The sequence below is a fragment of the Pseudoflavitalea sp. G-6-1-2 genome (assembly GCF_012927185.1).
Classification (GTDB): Bacteria; Bacteroidota; Bacteroidia; order Chitinophagales; family Chitinophagaceae; genus Pseudobacter.
Map to the genome: position 1 here is coordinate 639,693 of NZ_JABBGB010000002.1, position 22,904 is coordinate 662,596.

Annotated in this window: 17 protein-coding genes; 6 read left to right on the forward strand and 11 right to left on the reverse strand. The window is 46.1% G+C overall.

The window, feature by feature from the left end:
- Position 1: 1 nt before the first annotated feature.
- The 6 genes from HHL16_RS12300 to HHL16_RS12325 are packed head-to-tail and all read left to right on the forward strand — an operon-like array spanning position 2 to position 9,533.
- Positions 2-1,585, forward strand: coding sequence for a contractile injection system tape measure protein (locus HHL16_RS12300; RefSeq protein WP_169425494.1), 1,584 nt, complete (start codon positions 2-4; stop codon positions 1,583-1,585).
- A gap of 31 nt (positions 1,586-1,616) precedes the next feature.
- A complete protein-coding gene (locus HHL16_RS12305; protein ID WP_206022403.1) occupies positions 1,617-5,828 on the forward strand; it encodes a DUF4157 domain-containing protein in 4,212 nt (1,403 codons plus the stop codon).
- 5 nt (positions 5,829-5,833) lie between these two features.
- Entirely contained in the window at positions 5,834-6,700 is an 867-nt protein-coding gene (locus HHL16_RS12310; RefSeq protein ID WP_169425495.1) for a hypothetical protein, read from the forward strand.
- 27 nt (positions 6,701-6,727) lie between these two features.
- A complete protein-coding gene (locus HHL16_RS12315; protein ID WP_169425496.1) occupies positions 6,728-7,552 on the forward strand; it encodes a ParA family protein in 825 nt (274 codons plus the stop codon).
- A gap of 13 nt (positions 7,553-7,565) precedes the next feature.
- Positions 7,566-8,012: a hypothetical protein gene (locus HHL16_RS12320; RefSeq protein ID WP_169425497.1), complete on the forward strand. Its 447-nt coding sequence runs from the start codon at positions 7,566-7,568 to the stop codon at positions 8,010-8,012.
- Positions 8,013-8,036: 24 nt separating this feature from the next.
- A complete protein-coding gene (locus HHL16_RS12325; protein WP_169425498.1) occupies positions 8,037-9,533 on the forward strand; it encodes an ATP-binding protein in 1,497 nt (498 codons plus the stop codon).
- 10 nt (positions 9,534-9,543) lie between these two features.
- Here the strand turns inward: HHL16_RS12325 and HHL16_RS12330 are convergent, their stop codons facing one another.
- From HHL16_RS12330 to HHL16_RS12380, 11 genes are all read right to left on the reverse strand, one after another.
- Entirely contained in the window at positions 9,544-9,993 is a 450-nt protein-coding gene (locus HHL16_RS12330; RefSeq protein ID WP_206022405.1) for a hypothetical protein, read from the reverse strand.
- Complete coding sequence (locus tag HHL16_RS12335; protein WP_169425499.1) at positions 9,986-10,438, reverse strand: hypothetical protein; 453 nt, start codon at positions 10,436-10,438, stop codon at positions 9,986-9,988. The genes HHL16_RS12330 and HHL16_RS12335 overlap by 8 nt, the downstream gene beginning before the upstream one ends.
- A gap of 188 nt (positions 10,439-10,626) precedes the next feature.
- Positions 10,627-11,961 carry a DNA mismatch repair protein gene (locus HHL16_RS12340; RefSeq protein ID WP_169425500.1) on the reverse strand — a complete coding sequence of 445 codons (1,335 nt, stop codon included), beginning with the start codon at positions 11,959-11,961 and terminating at the stop codon, positions 10,627-10,629.
- A gap of 18 nt (positions 11,962-11,979) precedes the next feature.
- Positions 11,980-13,278: a DNA mismatch repair protein gene (locus HHL16_RS12345; protein WP_169425501.1), complete on the reverse strand. Its 1,299-nt coding sequence runs from the start codon at positions 13,276-13,278 to the stop codon at positions 11,980-11,982.
- 30 nt (positions 13,279-13,308) lie between these two features.
- Entirely contained in the window at positions 13,309-15,633 is a 2,325-nt protein-coding gene (locus HHL16_RS12350) for a Gldg family protein (RefSeq protein ID WP_169425502.1), read from the reverse strand.
- Between the two features lie 44 nt (positions 15,634-15,677).
- Complete coding sequence (locus HHL16_RS12355) at positions 15,678-18,029, reverse strand: Gldg family protein (RefSeq protein WP_169425503.1); 2,352 nt, start codon at positions 18,027-18,029, stop codon at positions 15,678-15,680.
- A 9-nt stretch (positions 18,030-18,038) separates the two neighbouring features.
- Positions 18,039-18,965, reverse strand: a complete 927-nt coding sequence (locus HHL16_RS12360) for an ABC transporter ATP-binding protein (protein WP_169425504.1) — start codon at positions 18,963-18,965, stop codon at positions 18,039-18,041.
- A 23-nt stretch (positions 18,966-18,988) separates the two neighbouring features.
- Entirely contained in the window at positions 18,989-19,447 is a 459-nt protein-coding gene (locus tag HHL16_RS12365; protein WP_169425505.1) for a DUF2059 domain-containing protein, read from the reverse strand.
- A 202-nt stretch (positions 19,448-19,649) separates the two neighbouring features.
- Positions 19,650-20,414: a sigma-70 family RNA polymerase sigma factor gene (locus HHL16_RS12370; protein ID WP_169425506.1), complete on the reverse strand. Its 765-nt coding sequence runs from the start codon at positions 20,412-20,414 to the stop codon at positions 19,650-19,652.
- Between the two features lie 16 nt (positions 20,415-20,430).
- The gene (locus HHL16_RS12375; protein WP_169425507.1) at positions 20,431-21,345 is read right to left on the reverse strand and encodes a hypothetical protein; all 915 of its coding nucleotides are present in this window, start codon (positions 21,343-21,345) and stop codon (positions 20,431-20,433) included.
- A gap of 17 nt (positions 21,346-21,362) precedes the next feature.
- Entirely contained in the window at positions 21,363-22,898 is a 1,536-nt protein-coding gene (locus HHL16_RS12380) for a RagB/SusD family nutrient uptake outer membrane protein (protein ID WP_169425508.1), read from the reverse strand.
- Positions 22,899-22,904 lie beyond the last annotated feature (6 nt).

The window sequence follows — 22,904 nt, forward strand, 5'->3', positions numbered from 1 at the left end:
CATGAAGCATATCATCAAAACACAGGTGCTGGAACTCACCATCGATCAACAACTGGATGCCTTCGACATCCAGCACCGGATGAGTATGCTGTATTACAATGAACTGCTTCCTGCACTCGAAAAAATATTCAATGCGATATCGGATGGCGACAACGATATCATTATCGACAAACTCGAACTGGATCTTGGCGTACTCGCTGAAAAATCATTCACCGACCGCGACAGCATCCGGCAACTGATCAGCAGTATCGAAGAACAACTGCAATCGGCTGCCAGCAGCAAAACAGCTCAGCAAAGTTCCGCTCATGTAATCCGAAGAGCACGTCCCATCAGCATTTTCAGGCAATGGATCTATTACATGCAGCATGGATATCTTCCATGGAATGCTACGCCTCCTGATAAAAAATGGCTTGAGCAGATACTCGAAACGGTAGCCACCGATTATAATATTTCAGAGGAACTTCGGCAGCAGATCCGCCACAATGCAGTGATTGCAGAACGGATTGCATTGCAGCATGATGAGATTTTCCTGCTCCATCTAACCGAAGTTCTTACAGCAAAGAAGCAACAGCAGCTGATAGCCTACGTAAACGAAATAGCAGCAATCATCAAGGTTGCAGCCATTCCGTCTACTCAGTCGTTCGCCGGGATAACTGAAATACAACTAAGACGAAGGATCTGGAAAACAGTGCTGAGCACTATCTCCACACAAGCAGCGGCGGTAGTTTCTACGGAGGCGATTGCAACACATATCATCGAAAGCATCTTCACACCAAAGGAAGCAGCACAACTGTTACAATCAAAAACTGTAACAGCAAAACTGCCGCTGTCATTGCCATTGGTTAGCCAACTGGCAAAACTGCCCGAAGCAAAAAAAGAAGCGGGCAAGCAAACGCCATCTCCTGCTCCGAAACAGGAACCACCGGCGGCATCGGTTCCACAGCAAAAGGCAACAAGCAATCCTCCATCGGATCCGCTGCAGACCGGAATACAAATCAATATCACGCACAACGATCAACCCGCAGCAGCAAACAAAACCATCAGCAATACCGATACACCAGCGCTTGCGGAGCAGATCACCGAGGAAGGAATTTTTGTGCAGCATGCAGGCATTGTATTGCTCGCACCATTCATCAAACCCTTCTTCAATAATATAGGGCTTTTGAATAACGGGAAATTCACAGACGAGAACAGCACGCTGAAAGCCATATCCCTGCTGCATTATCTCGCAACAGGCCGAAGCAGTTCCGAAGAATATGAACTGGTGATACCCAAGCTGCTTTGTGGTATTCCTTTGTCAGCCTGCATCGACAATCATATAGAACTAAACGATCAGGAAACCAGTGAGGCAGAAGAACTGCTCACCGAAGCCATTGCACAATGGGAGATACTGAAGAAAACTTCCAACGCAGGTTTGCGTGAAACATTCCTGCAAAGACCCGGAAAATTATTCACCAGAAACGACAGGCCACACCTTCAGGTGGAGGCAGGTCCGATCGATATGTTGCTCGACTATCTGCCCTGGAACATCTCGATCATCAAATTACCATGGATGAAAGAATACCTGCAGGTAGAATGGAGATGAACCTGCCAACCATACACAGAAACCAACATGCATGAAAGGCGCTGAAACCAAGGCAGCGGCCACACCAGCCAAAAAAGAAACTCCCTTCTTCTCAAAAGACAGTGAGCAGGGATTCTTTGGCTCATCCGCAAAACAAGGTGGTTTCTTCCCTCAATCGAAAAACGGCAGCAGCGTTCAGGCAAAACTTACCGTCGGTAAGGCCGATGATCAATACGAAAAAGAAGCAGACTCGGTAGCCGATCGCGTAGTGCAGCGAATGAGCACAGAAGAAACAGTTCAGAGAAAACCCAACAATGCCGGTTTCAATATCACGCCATTTGTTCAAACCAAATGTGCTGAATGCGAAAAAGAAGAAAAAGAAAAGGAACAGAAAGATGGCATGCAGGGCGAGTTGCAACGCAAGCCCATATTTGAAAGCAATGCAGAACCATCCGACGAAGGCAATGGCGTGCAGATGAAATGTGCATCCTGTGAGCAGGAACAAAAAGTGCAGAAAAGTGAGGATGGAAAACAGTCACCTACTTCATCGGACTCGGATCTCGAAAGCAGACTAGGTGCTGAAAAAGGCAAAGGCAGTCCGCTTCCCGAATCGACACGTTCCTCCATGGAAAGCAGCTTCGGAGCGGATTTCAGCGGCGTTCGCGTGCATACGGGAAGCAGCGCCAACCAAATGAATCAGGATTTGGGAGCGAAAGCCTTCACTCATGGCAATGATATTTATTTCAACAAAGGTCAATACGATACCAGTTCCAAATCGGGCAACAGCCTGTTGGCGCACGAACTCACTCACACCATTCAACAGGGAGCCAGCAGTCAGAAGAATGAGGAGGGTCCCGTACAAAGAGCACCACTCACAGGAGCCAATCATATCCAGCGCAGCTTCCTCGACAGTGTTGCCAGTGGCATGGGAGCAGTATGGGATGCCACCGGTGGGCAACTCGTAGACGCAGCGGGCAATGTAATTGAAATGGGTGCAGATTTCTTCTGGGATGTACTCGAAGAAATTTCTCCGGAAGGCGCAGCGCTGGTGAGAAAAATATCGCAGGTAGGCATACTCGAATTTTTGAAAGACCTGCTCAAATCTGCACTCAGCCGCATTTTCGACGGCCTGATGAACAATGCAGGCATGCTCGGTTCGTTCGGTCCTACCTTCCAGCAACTGCTGTTGAAAGCACGCACCATCATCATGGCGTTATCCAAAGGAGATTGCAAACCGCTCTTCGAGGCCATGGACCAGATGAAGGAAATCCTCACTGCACTGGCCGGCGAAGCATGGAGCAAGATCACAGAATTCTTTGCACCGGCTGTTGAGTTCCTCGAAGGTCTCTGGACATCCTACGGAGCGCCTTTCATAGAATCGGTGAAAGCACTCGCAGGCGATGTATGGGATGGCATCAAAGACATGGGCCAACGAATTTGGGATTGGTTCGCTCCACTCCGCGAAACACTGGCCAAAGCATGGGACTGGCTCAAAGGCAAGCTGGGACTCAATTACGACGAAACCGGCGAAGAAGGTCTCATTCAATGGGTGCAGCGAAAAGCCAGCGAGGCCTGGGATGCACTCAAAACAGAAATGGAGCCTGTGTTCGGTCCTATCCGTACACTCATCAACAAGGTGAGGGAAATGATTCCGCTCGAAGCCATTCTCAACCTCAGGGAAACCATCAACGAATGGCTCGATAAAGCCATTGCCATGGGAACTGCGATGGAAGAAGATGGCATCGCTCAACAGAACACACAGGTAAGTCTTCGCGATCAGATACTTCCTGCAGTATTGCAGCTGATAGAAAGAATGCGCAGCCGCATCATCGAAGCAGGTACATGGGTTGCAGACAAGATCGGCAATATCGGATCGAGCGTAAACAGTTTCTTCGATTCGCTTCGTGCCAACTCCATACTCTCCCCTGTCGCCGGCGTTATCGACTGGCTGCAGAAAGGAGTTGACTCAATAGTAAGCTGGGCGCAGGATACAGTGCAGGGCATCTTTGCAGCTATCGGAGACGGATTGGTTTATCTCTCTCAATTTGCAAGACCAATTCTCGATCTGCTGGTGAAGATCATCGATGTGCTGGGCAACCTGCTCGGCAAACTGCCTGATCTGCTGATGGGCCCTGTCTGGTGGATGCTGCCTGATTGCATCAAAGAACCGATCAAGAATTTCCTGATCGAGCAGATCCTCTGCCGCATCAAGCTCTTCCAGCAACTCATGGCCGCTGGTGATATCTGGGAAAAGCTGAAGAGCGCCGCTATGTTCGGACTGAAGCAGGTATTTGTGGATGGAAATCTTATCGGCGCTATCTGGACATTCTATCGCACCGTTCTCGAAATACTGAAGGTTCCTCCGAAACTGGTAACAGGTATCATCAAGAAGGGAGCCAAGATGATAAAGGATATCATCAACGCACCATTCAAATTCCTGCAAAATTTCCTCGCAGCGCTGAAAGGCGGATTCGGCCTCTTCTTCGACAATATCTGGACGCACCTCATGAATGGAGTAGGCAAATGGATCACTGGCCAGCTTCAGGGAACGGGCATCAAGATTCCCGAGAAATTTACATTCAAAGAAGTATTCATTTTCATATGCAGCCTGCTCGGCATCACACTCGACAAGATTCTCGAAAAGGTTGAAGAAGTTACCGGCAAGAAAGGACTAAAAGCAAAACTGAAACGATGGATAGACAAAGGTGTACAAGCACTCGACTGGCTCGCTGATCTTTTCGAAAATGGTCCTGCTGGTGTTGCAGACAAACTCGAAGAGAAACTCTCCAACCTCTGGGATCTTGTGCTCAATGGTGTTGCCGGTTGGATTGAAACCACCATCATCGGCAAAGCCATCAAGTGGGTAGCGGAAAAGCTCGATCCTACGGGCATCATGGCAGTGATCACTACCATTATAGATGTGTTCAATGTTATTCAGGGACTGGCCAATCAGCTGCGACAGATACTGGAAATCATCGATGGATTCATCAACGACATTGGTAATATCATTAAAGGTGATATCATAGAATCGTCGAAAAGTATGGAGAAAGTGCTGGGTGGCGCAGTGCCCGTGGCTATCACCTTACTATCATATGTTCTCGGTCTCGATGGCATAGGCGACCAGGTGAAAGAAGTAGTAGAAGGCATCCGTGCCAAAGTGGATGAAGGACTCGATTGGCTGGCGAAGCAGGCAAAAGCTTTGCTGGATACCATCAAAGGATTCTTTGGTTCAGACGACGACAAGAACACGATCGATGCAGCTATTGAAGAAATAGATGATGAAGGAGATGAAAAAGGAAAAGATGGTGAATTAACGCGTAGCGATGCCGATCAGATTGCAGCCGATGTAAAGAAAGATTTCCCTGATGTTGTTGACAATATTTCGGTCATAGACGGTGGTGAAACCTGGGACTTCAGTTATATACAAAAAGCAAAAGACAATCCGATTAAGAAGCCTAAGAAACCGAGACCGGTACTCTCCAGAAACACGGTAGTTGACACATCTCAGAGCGATTTCGCTTCTTCCAATCCATTAACCAGCAGAGGAAGAAAAGGCACTAAAGACACTGTGTGGATCGATGGTTGGGACCATGCAGCCAACCTCAATAAAGCTAAATCAGTAGCAAAGGGCAAGCCCGACAAAAATGCAGGAGATTGGGTGAGAGGGCACAAGGTGAGTTACCGTTTTGGAGGTTTGGGAAGCGACAGATCGAATCTCTTTATCATTGATCGTAAAGCAAATGATGCGATGGCGGGAATTGAGGAAAAGGCTGATGAAGCATTGACCGAACTGATCAAAATGAAAGAAGCAGACTCCAAAGACAAGAGATATAACAAAGTGCTTTACTACAATGTGAAATATTCGATGCATCCGGAAACTACCAATATCAAGAATTTCGGTAATTCCATCAGTGTTGAATGGGGATATGTAAACCCTGATAATGCCAGCGACAAACTGAATGGCGGCCAGGTATCCACCAATAGCCAGAAACCACCGGAACAGTCAGACACAGTACAATACAATGTCAACAGCACCGGTTGGGAAACTTTCTATCAGATGTCCGGCAAACAGAATCAAATTAGATTCTTAATGAACCTGATGCGTATCAGAAATAAGAAGGGAGACTACAAAGACTTTGATGATATCGAAGAAAAGATGAGTCACTCCAAACTGGTTGATTTCGACAAATCAAGCATACCAGCGGAGCTTGCCATATTAGAATCATTGTTAGATGAAGACCTGAATATCATTATGAAAAAATAATCAATATGCCTGCAATTAAAAACCTGTATACATTCCTGCAGAATATCCGCAAAAAATCGGTGAACATCGATGTGGAAGTACTGGACACCGAATCGCTCGACCCGCTGTTCTCCGGAGGAGCAGATGAAACGAAAGAGCTGGATGAGCAAAGGAAAGAGAAATTTAAAACTACCTATGGGATAGCCCTCAGCAAAGAACAGATAGATTATTTTCATCTTACCTCCTGCATACTGCGATGGAACCGCAGTGAGCAGGAACCAAAGGAAGGATTATTATCAGGGGGATTTGCCTTCAACGGCATTTCCAATCTGTTCAAATTCAACAATCCTTTCTGGCAGGAAAGTGCTGACAAATTTAAAGAAACTGCAAAAGGGAAACTGCCGGATGAAGCGCTGTTACAGCAACTCCGCTGGATAGAAAGCCCTACCCCAAAGAACAGTGGGATCTATACACCACAATTCGGATGCGTGATACTGGAAAAAGAAAAATTCCCCAACCAGTTCTACTTCTATGACAGTGGGCTGGTATACCCTCTCCCCTTTCAATCTTATGAAGAATACATCGATGCGCTTACCGATTCAGCAGCAGTAAGATGCTGGCAATATTTTTATGTTGATCCGGCGTTGATTGTTCAAAAAAATAAGGGGCTTAGTTATATCGGCTGGTCGTTGCACGTGACTTCACATTTGGAAGAAGGCATCAGGGATCTTACCGTTAACAAGAACATTCAATCAGACAGGCTGGATCTGATCGATGAGTATTTGCATCGTTGTGTACAACTTCTTCCAAAATCCTTTCCCTTCCTCGATTTCAGCCATCATAAAAAACATTATGAGGCATTCAGCAAACTCTATGAGAAAAGCAAACAATAATCACTCATGCATAAATAACCGATTGTTATGTGCACCATATCCATCGCCATACAGAAAGGAGGTTCAGGCAAAACCACCACCACGGTGAATCTCGCAGCAGCACTGCAGAGAATGGGAAAGAATATTCTGCTCATCGATGCAGATCCGCAGGCTAACCTTTCGCAGAGTTTCGGCATTGAGGAAGAACCAGTGAATAACCTCTACACGGAACTGAAAAAAGAAATGAGCGGAGAGGACGGCGAACTGCGCAATGCAATTGTAGAGATTCGTCCGGGTTTATCGGTTGTACCATCGAGCATAGAACTGGCGGGAGCAGAAATGGAACTGGTAGGCGTTTATTCGCGCGAACATATTCTCCGGATTCTGATTGAGCCACTCGTTTCAAAATACGATTTCATTTTTATCGATTGCCCGCATGCTATCGGATTGCTGACCGTGAATGCACTTGTGGCCAGCGATCATGTACTGATGCCGCTTCCGGGAGAATTCCTTCCACTGAAAGGCGTTCACAGTTTCATGCGTCATTTTGAAATGGTGAAGAAGAAACTGAACAACCGCATCAATCTGCTGGGTTTTGTACTCACCCGTTTCGATGAAAGAAAACTGATGAACCTCCGCGTGCGCGAAGCCTTGTCCGAACTGCACGAGAACAAAGTGTTCAATACAAGTATCCGGTCGAACATACAACTGGCCAAGGCACAGGAGGCGGGCACAGACATCTTCCAGTTCGACAAACATTCACATGGCGCACAGGATTACCAGTTACTCGCAGAAGAGTTCCTCACAAGATTAACACCGTCCCAAGCTCCACCTGTTGAAACCAACGACCAGTACGAAAAATTATTAAACTGATAAATCTGTTGTTATGTCTTACTCATCGAGGGTATACCGGCAAAGAAATCCCAAACCAAAGGAAGATTCAAAAGAAGAGGGCTTCTTCTCAAAACAACACGAGAAGAAAGCAAACCAGAAAAACGCCTTCTTTCAGCAACGCGCTTCGGCTGCTGCTCAAAGCTCTTCCGTACAACGCAAAAAGATCAGCAACATACAGAAACTGGCCACCCCGAAGGAAGATGAAAAAACCGGAACCAACGATGAACGGATGAAGCGCGATAAGGACATACAGGAGAAAACCATCCAGACCATGTGCGACAGCGGAGCAAAGAAAGACGAGACCGCAGATAAACCAGTGCAGAAAAAAGAAGAAGGTAAAGAGGAAAAGAAAGTGCAGAAAAAAGAGGAAGGTGCGGAGAAAGAGAAACCGGTACAGAAAAAAGACGAACCCAAAAAAGAAGAGAACAAATCAAAATAGCCACCAACCATAATATGCCATTCCATGAATGCAGCCAACACAGACAGCAATCAACAAACCGATAACAGCAGATCGCCGGTGGAATTCATCTACCTCGATCAACTGATCAGATACCGGATAAAAAATTACTTCAGCGAGTCGGATCTTTCAATATCCGCAGAACCCGATATGCCGGAATTCCAGCATTGGCAGCGGGATCTGGGCAATTTCATCATCAGGCAACAGCTGAGTAAGGAGTCTGCATTGCTGCTGCTCATCGGTCTTACCCCATATCTCTATCCTGATCTCTTCGATGAAGCCATCAAAAGCGAACTGCCCTCCAATATCGACGACTTCCCCAAGATCGGTGGCGCCAGAGGCAAGAACTGCCGCTTCTTTTTACCAACAGGAGAAACGGCCATCTTTTTGATCGCTGCTGATAATTATGAAAAAAGATCTGAAGTAGAAGACCTGTTCGGCGCAGAATATCTTTTTTGGGAGAAGAAAATTCTCTGGCTGGAAGATATGCAGCATTTCGAACCACCGATGCATGGCAGAATCATTATGTCGCAGGACTATGTTGATTTTCTTACCAGCGGCATTCACAAGTCGCCGCAATTCAGCATCAGTTTCCCGGCCAAAAAGATTGCATCGGGAAGTCAGCCCAAACCCGCGCCTGTTGTAACTATGCAGGCAGCTCAGGGAGCGCAGGCTCCGCCTTCGCCCTGGGAGCAACTCGTGATCAGCGAAGACCTAAAATCACAGATCGACGAAATACGCACGTGGCTCCGATACAACGAAGAACTGCTCGAAACATACGACAGCCATCATAATTTCAGAAAGGGTTTCCGCACGCTCTTCTACGGTCCTCCGGGTACCGGCAAAACTTTTACGGCCAAACTGCTCGGTGATGAGCTGGCTCGGGACGTCTACAAGATAGATCTGTCGCTGGTTGTATCGAAATATATCGGCGAAACGGAGAAGAACCTCGAAATGCTCTTTGCGCGTGCGGAAGACAAAGGCTGGATCTTATTCTTCGACGAGGCCGATGCACTCTTCGGCAAAAGAACCAATGTTCGGGATGCACACGATAAATATGCCAATCAGGAAACCTCTTATCTGCTGCAACGCATCGAAGATTACAATGGCCTCATTATTCTGGCCACCAATATGAAGAACAATATCGATGATGCATTTATCCGTCGTTTCAATTCCATCCTCAAATTTCCGTTGCCGGATATCGATGAACGCAAGCTTATCTGGACTAAACTCTTTCCGCCCAATGTACGTTTTGTCGTTAGTGCGGATACGGACAAACCGGAACCGGTGGATATTCCTGAAAAAGTAAAAGGCACTGAACTGAGTGGTGGCAATATCAACAATATTGTGCACTACGCATGTCTGAAAGCGCTGGAAAGGAAAAGCAGTTTGGCTGCCAATGCATACTGTCCTGAACCACCAGGGCTAACGGTCTATCTCGAAGATGTGATCAACGGCATCAGAAGGGAACTGATCAAAGAAGGAAGACCTTTCTCCATGTAGGGAGAACTTTTCAGTTCAACTCAAAATACCATTCCAGAAACTCATTGAAGTTTTTCCACTGGGGCGTGAATTCGCCCAGCAGAAAACTGCGCAACTCCTTGCCCAGTGTAACTTCTGCCACTTCGCCTGTAATGCGGTTGTAGAAGATGCCTCCTGAACCTTCGAAGCTGTCGAGCGGCAGGTAATCGCCGGAAATATGCAACAGTTCGTGTGTTCTTTTGAGATCGAGTTTGTATTGTGAGTTGATGCTATGCCAGCAGATATGATACAATTCTCTTTTGCGGCTGTAAAATGCAGGGCCATCTTCTGCATGAAGATAGAATTCTGCAAGCGGTGAATCGGTGGCTATTCCGAGTTCTTTCAGTACATCGAGATAAGGTTTTGTAACTTCTTCAAACCACCATCCTTTTTTCTTGCAATGGGCAATGATCTTTGCTGACAGCATATCGGATCTATTCAAAAGGTTTTGTTTCGTACACACCCAAAATCAGTGCGTCAAAATCTCCGGTTTCGAGTTGATGTGTTTCTTCTTTACTGCGCATCCAGGCTTCAATCTGTTCGAGTTCTGCCGGAGGTTCAACCTCCTTCAAAATCTGTGCCTCAGAAATCTGAAAGGGTGCACCAATCAGCAGAAAAGCGCTTTCCGGTTGCAGCACAGCAGCTGTGCGGCTATCTACCGGGCATTCCAGCACAGGTTCATCCTCCTCCAGCAATTCCAGCAATTTACCATTTTCTGTCTCGCGTATGCGGCCCCACAGATCAGTGGCAGAGATGTAGAAGAATATTTCTCCTTCATAGGCTTTCATCCCAAGATCAGCGAGCACGGGAGATGCAAACATGATGCTATCTGGCACAAACAGAAAAGGGATGTTGCCGATCAGACCTGTATAACAATATTCGTTCATCCGGACAATTTAGAAGCTCCGTTGTAAAATACGCAACTATTGCGATTAATTCCCGATGAAAAAATAAAAATGGGCATCTCCGAAGAGACACCCATCCGATCCGCGACAGTGCACGGAATATTCAAACTTAACTGAGACAATCCCTCATTAACAGCTTGAGGGCGATTTTCAAACAAACCACAAATTGTTTATGCAGTAATACCGGCACCTTTATCGAGCAGTTCGAGAATGCCTTCATTTCTGATGATCATCATACCCTGACGATCTTCGGTAATACCGGACTGTAACTTATAAGTGTAGCGTGGTTTCGATCCTTCCATAACCGTAGGCATAAAGAGGAACTGAATATTCGGATATTTCTTCAACGCCTCTCCCACTTCCGTGATATGCGTGGAAACGATGAATAAACATTCTCTGTATTCCGAAAAACCTTCTGTAACTGCGAGTGTTCCATCGTATGCATCTTTAACATTGGTGCCTTTGAACAGTTCATCGAACATCAGCAGCAACCGCTGTCCGCTGGCAGCCGCTTCAGCAGCGCGTTTCACACGAACTACCTCTGCATAGAAGTGACTGTAGCCCAAACCGATATTATCCGCCACATTGATGCTGGAATACATGCCTTCGCGCACCGAGAACTCCAGCTTCGTTGCCGCTACCGGAAATCCCATATGCGCGAGATACATGCCGATACCAATTGCCTTCATCATGGTAGACTTGCCGGCCATGTTGGCGCCGGTAAGGAACAGCACATTCTGTTTGGTGAACATGGAAATATTATTGCTCACAGGGTTGCTGATGCAGGGATGCGCCAATGCCGTTGCCGAAACAGTATTTTCTTTTGCAGGAAGCGCTTTGGCATAACCGAAATTCTTTTCACGTGCAACATTGCTCACAGAGATGAAAACATCCACTTCGTAAATGAATTGCAGCAGCTGTTCCATTTTCTGCTGGTATTTTCCTTTTAGCAGATGCTCGTAATAGGCAATCGTTTTTACAGGGATGGCCTGGTAGATGTCCATATTGCGGAGCCTGTCCAGCGATTTCAGTTGCAGAATTTCTTTTACTTCCTGCACGCGTGCGGCATAAGGATTTCCGGCCATCGGAACAGATTCGGCAAAGCTGAAACATTTATTGAGCGTAACAATGATGGCCTGCAATCCCTGTATGCTTTTCTTGTATCGTTCATCGCGTGTGAGACCGGAGAGTAATTTTTTCATGTAGATATTAACCAGTACCAGCCCGGCTTTGCTGCTAACGGAAGTATCCAGATACTCACGCATCCGGTTCACCTGCTGCACTTCGAACGGGAAGGTTAGTTCAGCCCGCTGAAAGAAACGGAAGATCTCGCTCCGGTTATTGATGGCGTTCTCATGGGTAAGCGGACTGCGGAACATATCATCCAGCAACTTCTCTCCTCCCCTCGTTTTCACGTGATTGAACAGATGGTATACAGATCCCTGCTTGAACTTTCCAAGCAGGTTCAGCTCTTCCAGTGTTTGTTTATCGATGCCAAAATTCATGGTTGTAGTTGCTTTGTTTTACGAAAGTATTTTCTTCCCGTTCTTCAGTATTTCGAGAATGTTTTCGTTGCGGATGATGATCATACCGTGCCTGTCGTTGGTGATGCCGGCTTCCAGTTTGTAAGTGTACTCAGGTATATGTCCGTTCATACGTGTTGGCAAAAAGAAGAAACGGATATTGTTCTGTGGTTTCAGATCGTCGCCAGCCTCTACAATGTGAGATGAAATGATGAAAAGGCTTTTCCTGTTCTTCGCAAATCCATTGATCACACTCACTGTGGCTTCGTGGGCATCTTTCACGTTGGTGCCCCTGAACAATTCATCGAAGAGAATGAAGAAAGATTTGCCGGTGCTCAGTTCCGTTGCCATCTTCTTTACCCGCTGCACTTCTGCATAGAAATGGCTGGCGCCGATTCCGAGGTTATCCGGCAGGTTGATGGTGGTGTAAATGCCATCGAGTACAGAGAAACGCATGGACTTTGCTGCTACCGGAAAGCCGGTGTGAGCAATGTAAAGGGCAGTGCTTAATGAACGCAGGAAAGTACTCTTACCTGCCATGTTTGCGCCGGTGAGAAAAATGATGTTCTGATCAGCATTCATTACTGCATCATTCCCGATGGGCTCTTTCAGTGAAGGATGGAAAACGCCTTCAATATCCAGCACACACGATCCTTTCTCCAATGCCTGCGGAAATACGAATTTCCTTTCTACGGCAGTTTGTCCCACAGAAATATACACATCGATATGGTAGATATGATTCAGCATCTTTTCGATCTTATCACTCTCCGTATTTCTGAATAACGCATCGAAAGCAGTAACAGCCGAATAGGATAGTTTTTCTTTCGGGTTAGATTTCAGAGCCGGCCCAAATGCAGCATGGTCAAGCAATCTGGCTATACTTTCCCTTTCAGCCGAATAAGCGCTGATATTTTTTACTGCTGCATTCTCGATGAACGATTTGGTGATCCTGATCAGATCCAGCACTGCTGATACACCATTCTGGATTTCCTTTTCACCCAATGCGCCCTGCGTTGTTTTCTGCTGGAGTGCATCTTTGCTGTTACCGAGATATTTTTCAGCCATATCGAAGGAGGCTGAATCGTATGGAAATTTCAGTGCTGATTTTGCAAACTGTTCAATGATGCTGCTGCGCGTATTGATAGCTTCTCTCTCACTCAGCGGATGGAGAAAGATCTTTTCGAGCAGGGCTTCTCCTCCGCGGGTATGCGATTGGTTGTAGATGTCGAAAATGCCGCTGCCATCGCGCTTTCCGAATATCCCCAGATCTTTGATGGTTTGTTCATCCGTTCTTAACATGGCTTGTATTTATGATGTCTTGTATTCAGGTTATTTGCGTTTTCTTCTGATCAGCAAAATGGTTCCAAAGACGAGCAGTGCGCCGGGCAACAGGTAAACAAAGAATGTTTTCTGGAAGGCTGCGGCTTTGGAACCGATGCGCATCGCTGTATCCCGGGGTTCAATCTTTGGAAAAAATACCGGAGTGAAGTTGCCGGTAAGCCAGCTGTACATCGGTATTATATATGCGGCGTTATTAGAAAAACGACGGTTGCTGGCAAAATCAGCATCGGCGCCAACAATGATGCGTTGTTCTTTATTGTTGATCTTTCTGCTGAGCATGGCTGCCAGCAAAAAGTTTGTATTCTTGAGATCGCCGGCTGCGGAATTCATGGCCGGCAATGTGGAATCGATCACCAGCTCGCCTTGTTTCAGCCATGTTTTATTGTCTTTGGTGAGCAGCATAGGTCTGATATTGAATCCGCTGTCGCTCGTACAATTCAGCGCTGTTGTACCCTCCCACAAGAACCGATGAAATTCTATTGAGGGATAATTTTTCATCTGTTGCAGATATGACCCCAATGATTGGTGCAGGCTGCATCCATCTTCAGTGAGTTTAGGACTTATCTTATCGGGCGTTTCATCCCAGGTGGGTTGCACCAGTTGACCGTTCATCATCTGCACGCCCAGTTGTTTGAGTACGGGGTTGAGTACATATTGTTTGCCGGGCTCTCCTGTGATAAGCATATTGCCTCCGCTGTTCACAAACTGCCTGATCTTCCCCTGCACAGTTTCGCTCAAATCCATTTTAGGATCAGCGAGTACCAGCATATCTGCATCTGAGGGAATATCATGTGTCCGGAGATTCACTGTATCGATCACAAAACCAATATTCAACATAGCTCCACGGTTTACACGCGTGGTGGTATAGCCGGAATAACTGCGCTCCCCTTCTTTTGCAAATGCCTGCCGCTCGAGATCGCCGGAAATGAAAACCACTTTCGGCATTTTCTTACCCTGCAATTCCAGCAGCGTAGCCGTCATGTTGGGAACGTCGGGCCAGAAGAATTCGTCGCGGTAGGTTCGCAGCAAGAGTGGACGTCCATTGCAGGTGATCTTCATGCAGGTTCTGTAGTTCTCACCTCTGAGATCGATGCCGGCATTCAGCTGATCGGGAGATTTGAATTTCCGAATATCCAGATCGTAGGCCACCGCAGTTTCCTCAGCGATCTTCTGCATGCTTTTGCCCTGCAGGAATTGACTATCCTGTTTTGAATAGATGGCATTGTAATAGAACTCGTATTTGAATTTTATATCAGGCTTGAACCTCAGATAAGGTTCCCAGAAGTTGTCCATATAATCTGTGTTGCGCGAAATGGGCATACCATGATTCAATCCCTCGCCCAGCAGATTGGTATAGAGCGTTACTTCTATGGTACTGTCTTTAAATGATCTCAGTAACTTCTGCATTTTGGCAGGAAGTGTATTCTTCTGCGTAGCGGTAGTATCCCAGTAACCGGTGAGTAAAGGCCTTGAACTGATGTATCCAATGGTAAGTGTAATGGCCAGTGTTGCGGCATATCTTCCCAATTTCACAAACCAGGATCTGGCTTCTCTTTCTGCCCGCACCTTAATCAGTGTAAATGCAAGGAACATAAATGTTACCACTACAAAGTAGATCAGATCTCTTGAGACGATCAATCCGCCCAGCATTTTCCAGGTACGGTTTTGCAGCGAAAGAAAATAAGTAAGATCTCTCACAAGATCATACTGCTGCCACAGGCCTCCGATGCGGGTAAGGATGAAGATCACCACAAAAGTGCTGAAGGCCGCAATGATCTGATTGTTGCTGAGTGAGCTCATGAATAAACCGATGGCTGCATAGGAGCATACCAATAGATAGAAGCCCAACAGCGCGGAAAACAACATGCCGTAATCTGCATTTTTGATATTGTACAATGCAGTGAATATGAAGATGGCCACAATCACTACCAGCATCAGCAAATAGGTAGCTACTCCAATATATTTGCCCAATATGATCTGTCTGGTTTTGATGGGAGAAGTAAAAAGCAGTTTGGCAGATCCGCTGTCAAATTCACGCCCCATCAATCCCATGGTAAGCAGCGGGATAAAAATATACAGATTGCGCATTACGTGATTGAACAGCGGTACGAACACCTGCCCGGTCAGTGGCAGCGTATCTTTGAAACCCGGACTGTTCTTCCGCATCAACTCCTGATAATCGGCAAAGTTGGCAATAGCGCCGGAATAGATAGCCCCGCAATGCACCAGAAAAACAATCAGTACAAACCAGGCGATAGGTGAATAGAAGAGATAGCGCAGTTCATTCCTTGCTATTTTGAATACGATCTTCATTTGACATATTTTGTTGTTGGCTGATGCAATGCATGCAGCTACTGTTATTTTCTTTTTCTCCTGATGAGCAGAATGGTTCCTGCCAGCAGCAGCAATCCCGGTATTCCCCATACGTACACTACTTTTTGTCCGTAGGCCCAGCCGGGCGACAAAGTCACATAGGTATCCTTTGCAAAAGGCGGGTTGATATAAATGGGATACTCGTTGTAATCGAGATAGCTGTAGTAGGATCGTACGTTTTCGCTGATAAGGTTCTTATTGCTGGCAATGTCAGCATCGCCAAAAACCATTATCCGTTGTTCACGCACTTTACCCGGGCGGGTAAAGAGCACACCTACATCGAAGGAATCTTTCTTAATATCGCCTTCAGCTTCGTTGAATACCGGAGCAATGCTATCAACTTTCAGCTTCGATGTTTCAAGCCATGTATTGGGGAAAGTTGTTTTCAGCAGAGGCAGGGCTGTAAAGCCGCTGTCTTTAGTACTGGCAACACCCACAATACTGCGGAGGGCAGGATTGCCCATAAATCCTTTTAGTTTCAATGAGTGGAGATAACGGTTGTACAATAACCACCATTCATCAGCCATATCATAACTGGCGGGAGTTACATTGAAGTTGACCTTATCTGCAGTTTCTCCATTGTCGTGGTCCTGCACCAGCTGTCCACCCATCAGTTGAATCCCAAGCGGCTTCAGTACCGGGTTGATCAATTGTTGCTTACCTGGTTCTGCAAACACCAGCATGTTACGTCCTTCGGCGAGATAAGTTTTCAGTTTTTGCTGTACGGTGGCGCTCAGTTCAACTTTCGGGTCTGCGAGTACAACTATGCTGGCAGATGCGGGAATATCATGCGTCTGCAGATTCAGTGTGTCACAATCGAAGCCGAGATTGAGCAGTGAGCGCGCATTGCCTTTATCGATGGCATGGTCACTGTATTCACGTTCCCCGCTTTTGTAAATATTGCGTTCCAGTTCTCCGCTTACAAAGTATACCTCTGGCATTTTTGCTCCGGTTACTCTTTTCAACGAAGCATTCACTACCTGTTCATCAGGCCAGGTACCGCCAGACTCCCCTATCAGATTGGTGCGGAGCAGCGTGGTTCTTCCTTTATACCTGAGCTGCATCACCATTTTGTATTTTTCATCCTTCAGGTTGATGGCCTGCGGCAGCTGTTCAGCACTGATCAATTTTGCTGCATCAAAATGCATCGTTTCAGACATAATGCCTGCGATCTCTTTCATTGACTTGCCAGGGAATCTTCTGTACAACGAAGAATCGCCGGAAGGAACTTCATAGTAGTACACATATCTGAATTGGATATTGCTATTGAATCGCAGGTATTTCTCCCACATCCCATCGAGATAATAATTCCGGTACTGAGGCAGCCCGGCCTGCGCATCCTGACCCAGGATATTCACAAACAGTGTCACATCAAGCGTACTGTCTTTCATCTCCCTCATCATCTTCTGTGTAACCGGATGCAGCGTGTTAGTTTTTCGTGCACTCACATCCCAGTAGCCAATGCTGCCCGGGCGTGAAGTGAAATAACCGATCAGCAAGCCAACAACCACAATCAGAACATAACGGGAAGCTCTGACAGGCCAGGGCTTGCTTTCACGACCGGCTTTGAGTTTCAATATTGTAAAGCCAAGGAACATGAAAACGATCACCAGGTAATAGACAACATCCTTTGAGGAGATCAGCCCTGCAATCATTTTCTCTGTGCGGCGATTGATAGACAGGAAATACGTAAGGTCTCTGACAAAATCATACTGCTGCCATAACATGCCGATATAATTCAGCACCAGCAGAAAGGAGAAGCTTGCAATGGCTGCAACAATGGGATAAGTAGTAAGGGACGACATAAAGAACCCTATTGCAGACAACGCATTCAGCAGAAGATAGAAACCTAGCAATGTAGAGAACATCGGACCAGCATCCACCTTATTGAGGTCGAAGAAAGCAGAGCCGATAAAAAAACCGAGTATCAGTATGAAGATGAGATTGTAGAACAGCATTGCCAGATACTTGCCCAGCACAATCTGCCTCACAGTAATGGGAGATGAATATAAAAGCCTGATGGTACCATTATTGTTTTCCCTGCTGATAATGCTCATGGTGAGCAGTGGGACAAACATGTAGAGCCATTGCAGGATCATCACAAAATACCCATTGACGGGATCATTGAAGATGCCGTATGTCATGGACTCCACAATCTTCTTCACAAAGTCAGGATCATTTTCCCGCACCAGTGCAGTCTGCATCGCGAAAGGATAGAACACATCGGTATACGAAACTGCACAGAATACAAAGAAGGTTATGCTGAGCAGCCACGCTACCGGAGAGTAAAAGAGGTTCCGAAGCTCGTTCCTGGCAATTTTAAATAATAGCTTCATGGCAAAGGGTTATGAGTGGGATTGCTGGGATAATTGTTTGAAAGTATCGTCGAGCTGACTCTTGTCTACACTGATCTCGCGAAGCTGCCAACCCTGCTTCATGCTTTCGGCAATGATCTTCTCCGTGATCGACTGATCGCCGCTGAACCAGGCGCGCACTTGTTTTTCGGTAAGAAACTCCACCCGGGAGATGCCCGGTATTGCTGCCAGCTCTTCGCTCGTTGGAGGATTCTCCATACGCATGAAAAGACTGTTGGGCTGTACGTAATTATCGAAGGCATCCATGGTGTCGGAGAATACGATCCTGCCTGATTCGATCATGATCACATCACGACAGAGCAATTGGATCTCCTGAAGAATATGCGAACTGAGCAGCACTGTACAATCCTGCGCAATTTCCTTGATCAGTTTTCTGATCTCGATGAGCTGATTGGGATCGAGACCGGTAGTAGGTTCGTCCATCACCACCAGTTTGGGTTTGTGGATAATGGATTGTGCAATGCCTACGCGCTGGCGGTAACCGCCGGAGAGATTTCTGATGAGCCTGCTGCTGAAATGTGCAATTGAACAGCGTTCTTTCACTTCTTCCACGGCGCGCTTCACGGCTACTTTATCCAGCAGCCTGAGCTCTGCACTGTAGGTAAGGTATTCATCGATGGTAAGATCAGTGTACAGCGGTGGCGTCTGCGGAAGAAAACCTAATTGTTTCTTCGCTTCTTCAGCCTGTGTTTGCGTATCGAAACCGTTGATGTATACTTTCCCTTCGGTTTGATTGAGCGCACCACAAACGATGTTCATGGTAGTGGATTTACCCGCACCGTTTGAGCCGAGCAACCCGACAATGCCGGATTGCTCGAGCTCCATATTTATTTCCCGGATAGCCCATGAGCTGCTGTACCGGTGAGAAAGATTTTCAATCTTTAAAATAGGAGTCATAACTGGTCTGTGATTTAGCGGTATTACTTGGATGCAGTGGCAGAGTCAAATATTTTTTTCAGTTCCTCGCCATGCTGATTGAGCTGCATGGAATTGATGGTAGTCAGATCCTGCGCAATAGAACCTGATGTTGCAGTAAACTTTTTGCCGGCTGGTGTTTTATGAAACCTTACGAGTTCTGCAAGTTCCTCTGTACTGTAGTACTTTGCATAGGTTTTGATCATCTCTTCCTTCACTGCAGAATAACCCATGTACTTTCTGAAGAATGCTCTTACTTCTTCTCTTTTGGAGGAGAGTGCCGGAGCACTGGCAATGGTATTGTCAGCCGACAGCAGCACACTTGCTTCAACATTCTTTTCCATTTCGATTACAGTGAACAATTCTTCGATCTTCTGCTTCTTGGCAGCATCCACCTGCTGTGCGTTTGCAGTGATCATACCAAATGCCATCAGGGCAGTCATAAATACGAGTTTCGCTTTCATATGTTTCGTTTTTAGATTGAATAGTGAATGTGAATTGGATTGATGGAGCCACCCAGTATCAAAGCGATGAATAGAAACACTTTTACTTTCATTGTTTAACTTTTAAGAGTGAATGTATAACTGATGTACAGGCAATTGTTTCCCATGTCAGCGTACCGAAGTACCCTGACCAAATCAATCACCATCATTTTTAAATGAGTTTTTATCCGATCTTCCGAAGCGCCAGATCCTGCACTGGATAGTCGATTACTGTGCCTCCGTATTCTTTTCGAATGCTTATCTCAGTTAGTACATTCTTTTTTGTTCTACCCTGTACTTCAATAAAATCCCTGAGATGAACTTTTGTACCACCTGAATTGAAAAAAATATAGCTGATTGCAGAAAAGAAAAGCAACAGGCAGGCGCACTGTATATTTTCTTTGATGAATCTGGTAGCACGTGCAAGATGGTTCCTTACTGTATTGGGAGAGATATTCAGGTAATGCGCTATTTCATTTCTGGAGAGTCCGGCTACATTGCTCAGCCGGAATACTTCCAGTTGCTTTTCAGGCAAGCGCTTATATGTTTCCGTGATGGCTCCTTTGTTCTCTTTCCGGAGCAGTGTTTCTTCCACGTCGTTGGATACCGTTGCATAAAAAGACTGAAACAAAGAATGTACCCGCAACCTGACTGATTCCCTCTTTGCATTTTTATAAGCAAGATTGCTGGCCACACGATATAGCCATCCACCGATATTATCATTGCTGATAGCGGTTCTCTTTTCCCAGAATTTCAGAAAGGTATCCTGTACAATATCTTCGGCGGTCTGCCTGTTGCGTGTAAGGCGTGAAACGGCCGTCATCAGGGCATCCTGATGATGATGGAGCATAACAAGATATTCCTGATCGCCGGCTGAACCGGAAGCATCATTGTCTGGAAACCTGTTACCAGACAATGATGCAGGGAGGATATGATTTGTGGTAATCATGGTACTGATGCTGAATTTAATCCGGGAATTGAAATCCGATCTGCTTTGCAAAATCTTTCAGCAGTTTGAACTTTTTTATCACCAGCGGATACTGCTGGTACAATGCATTGAACTCAGCCGTAGAATAGAGGAACACTGCATCCAGGAAACTGCGCAGATCATCCTCCGGCATTGGCGTGAGAATAAAGATCTCAAAAACCGGGTAATATAAAATAAGTCCGAACTCCTCGGGCTTCCTGTTCTGATCAGGAAACCATGAAGTGAATTCGGTATTGTATATCTCATCACCAAATGCTTTTCTGGATATGCTGTAGAAATCATTCAGGTCAATATCAGTCAGGGTGGTCAGCCTTTTATAACAGGCGGTCCCCAGTGCTTCTGCGAGATATTTCTTTTTCGATTCCACTGAAAAAGTATCAGGGTTAACGATGCGCATTGCCATTGTATTGAAGCCGCCATAGGAATTCAGCGCTGTAAGCTCAGGGTATGTAGGGATATAGTTCTTTCTTACAGCGAGATCTTCCACAAATAAAACACTGAACAGCTTTACGGACGATGGGATCCGGGGCATCAGATCATGCTCGAGCAATTGCAACATCGGAAGTACTTTGCTCTTGTCTGATGTTATGTTGTATTTATAAGCGGTATCCCTGCCAGCAGCTCCTGAATAGGCCAGTGTGAGTCTTGTATAGTAATACCTGGGCACTCCGTTGAATACGCCTATTTCCTTTTTTGCAAGAGTATCATTGTAGTAGCAGGGAATTCCTGTACGCTGAAAGAACTGATAGATGGCATGATCTACCGGATCATTGGGATTATCTTTTACTGTAAGGATTGTTTCCTCGATGCCGCTTGGCTGCAGTGCCGACTCTTTTTTGCAGGCAGCAAGCAATAACCAGGAGCAGAGAAAACAAAAACTGTATCTGAACATGGCAGTAATGTTTAAGGTTAATTTTTCATTGGTCTTACCGGGCGCGTTGGATTCACCAGGCCGCCCTGGCTGAATTCCACCTCCTGCAAGGGTATGGGTATAACATAAGCAGCCTTATCCTGCTCATATGGATTCAATTCAAAATATCCCTGGATATATCGTACGCCTCCGCTGTATGAGTATGCGATATGCCGGATGGTTTTGCTGAAAGGATAGGCATTATTTACAGCATATCTCCGGAGATCAAACCAGCGGTGCATTTCAAAACTCAGCTCTCTTCTTCTTTCGTCCCGGATGAAGTTCACCAGCGCGGCACCGGTTGCAGTAACAACAGTGAGGTCTGCGGGTTTGAACCTGTGCTTTCTCAGTTCCTGAATGGTTTCAGCAGCTTCATTATTGCGGCCCAATATGGCCTGCGCTTCTGCTTTGTTCAATAACAATTCTGAATACCGGATAACTGATTTATCTAGCACAGAAACCTCGGGTTGCATTTTTGAAGGGATCCACTCGCTGCTGAGGGCAAGTGTAAAATACCTCGATTTTCTAAGGTCAGTCGACGAATACAGGCTCATCAAATCCCCGGAAGCTCTGAAGTTATCCGACTGATGTACAAAATTGCTGGGTGCGAATGTTTCAGTGATAGCTGTTTGAAAGCCAATGTTGGGAAAACAGAAAAACGTTTCGGTTGATGTACGGGAATTCACCGAAGCCGTATTCGGAAGCGTATTCAGATCCGTCATTGCATAATCTTTCTGAGCCATCGCTTTATCTGCCCAGCTGATGGCTTCATCATACTTTTCCATAAAAAGGCAAACCCGGCTGAGCAATGCCTGTGCTGCCGCTTGTGACGCTTTAACTGTCAATTGCTTTTTTCCTGCCAGTTCTTTTTCACTTTCCAGCAGATCTTTCAGTATCTGATCATACACCTGCTGAACAGTGTTTCGCGTAAACTGCTTGTCTTCCACAGCAGCACTTATTTTCAGCGGAATGCTCCAGTCACTGCCGGCAGTGGAGGTTTTGTAAGGCAAGCCATACACGTTAGCCAGATTGAAATTGATCAATCCCCTGAGAAAATGTGCTTCGCCGGAAATGCGTTTCAATTCTTCAGCAGATCCTCCGTTCTGCTGCACAGCAGGAATATTTTCGAGAATGGTATTCAGGGCCATCATTCTTCTGTACTGGCTCAGATAATAGGTTTCAGTGATTGGTTCTCCCACACTGTTGGTGAATGGGAGTGCCTGCCATTGGTACAGATTCTGATATAGATACACCCGTTCTAAAGATGGTCTGGCCTCCTTGTTGTCTTCAGCATCATCATCTATTATATCCATAAATACGGGTGCAACAGCAAATCCCGCACTGCCGTAATATCCTTCTCCCACCAGTACTTCCTGCAGATCTTCTGTGGTTTTGAGGAATGTTTCGTTTTGAGAATAGGTGCTCAGGAATTTCTTGCAGGAAGCTCCTCCTGCTATTATCAGCAACAGTAAACATGCTGACAGTATAGTTCCTGAAGCTTTTGTGATGCTGTTGTTTGAATATGACGTGCGCATAAAAAT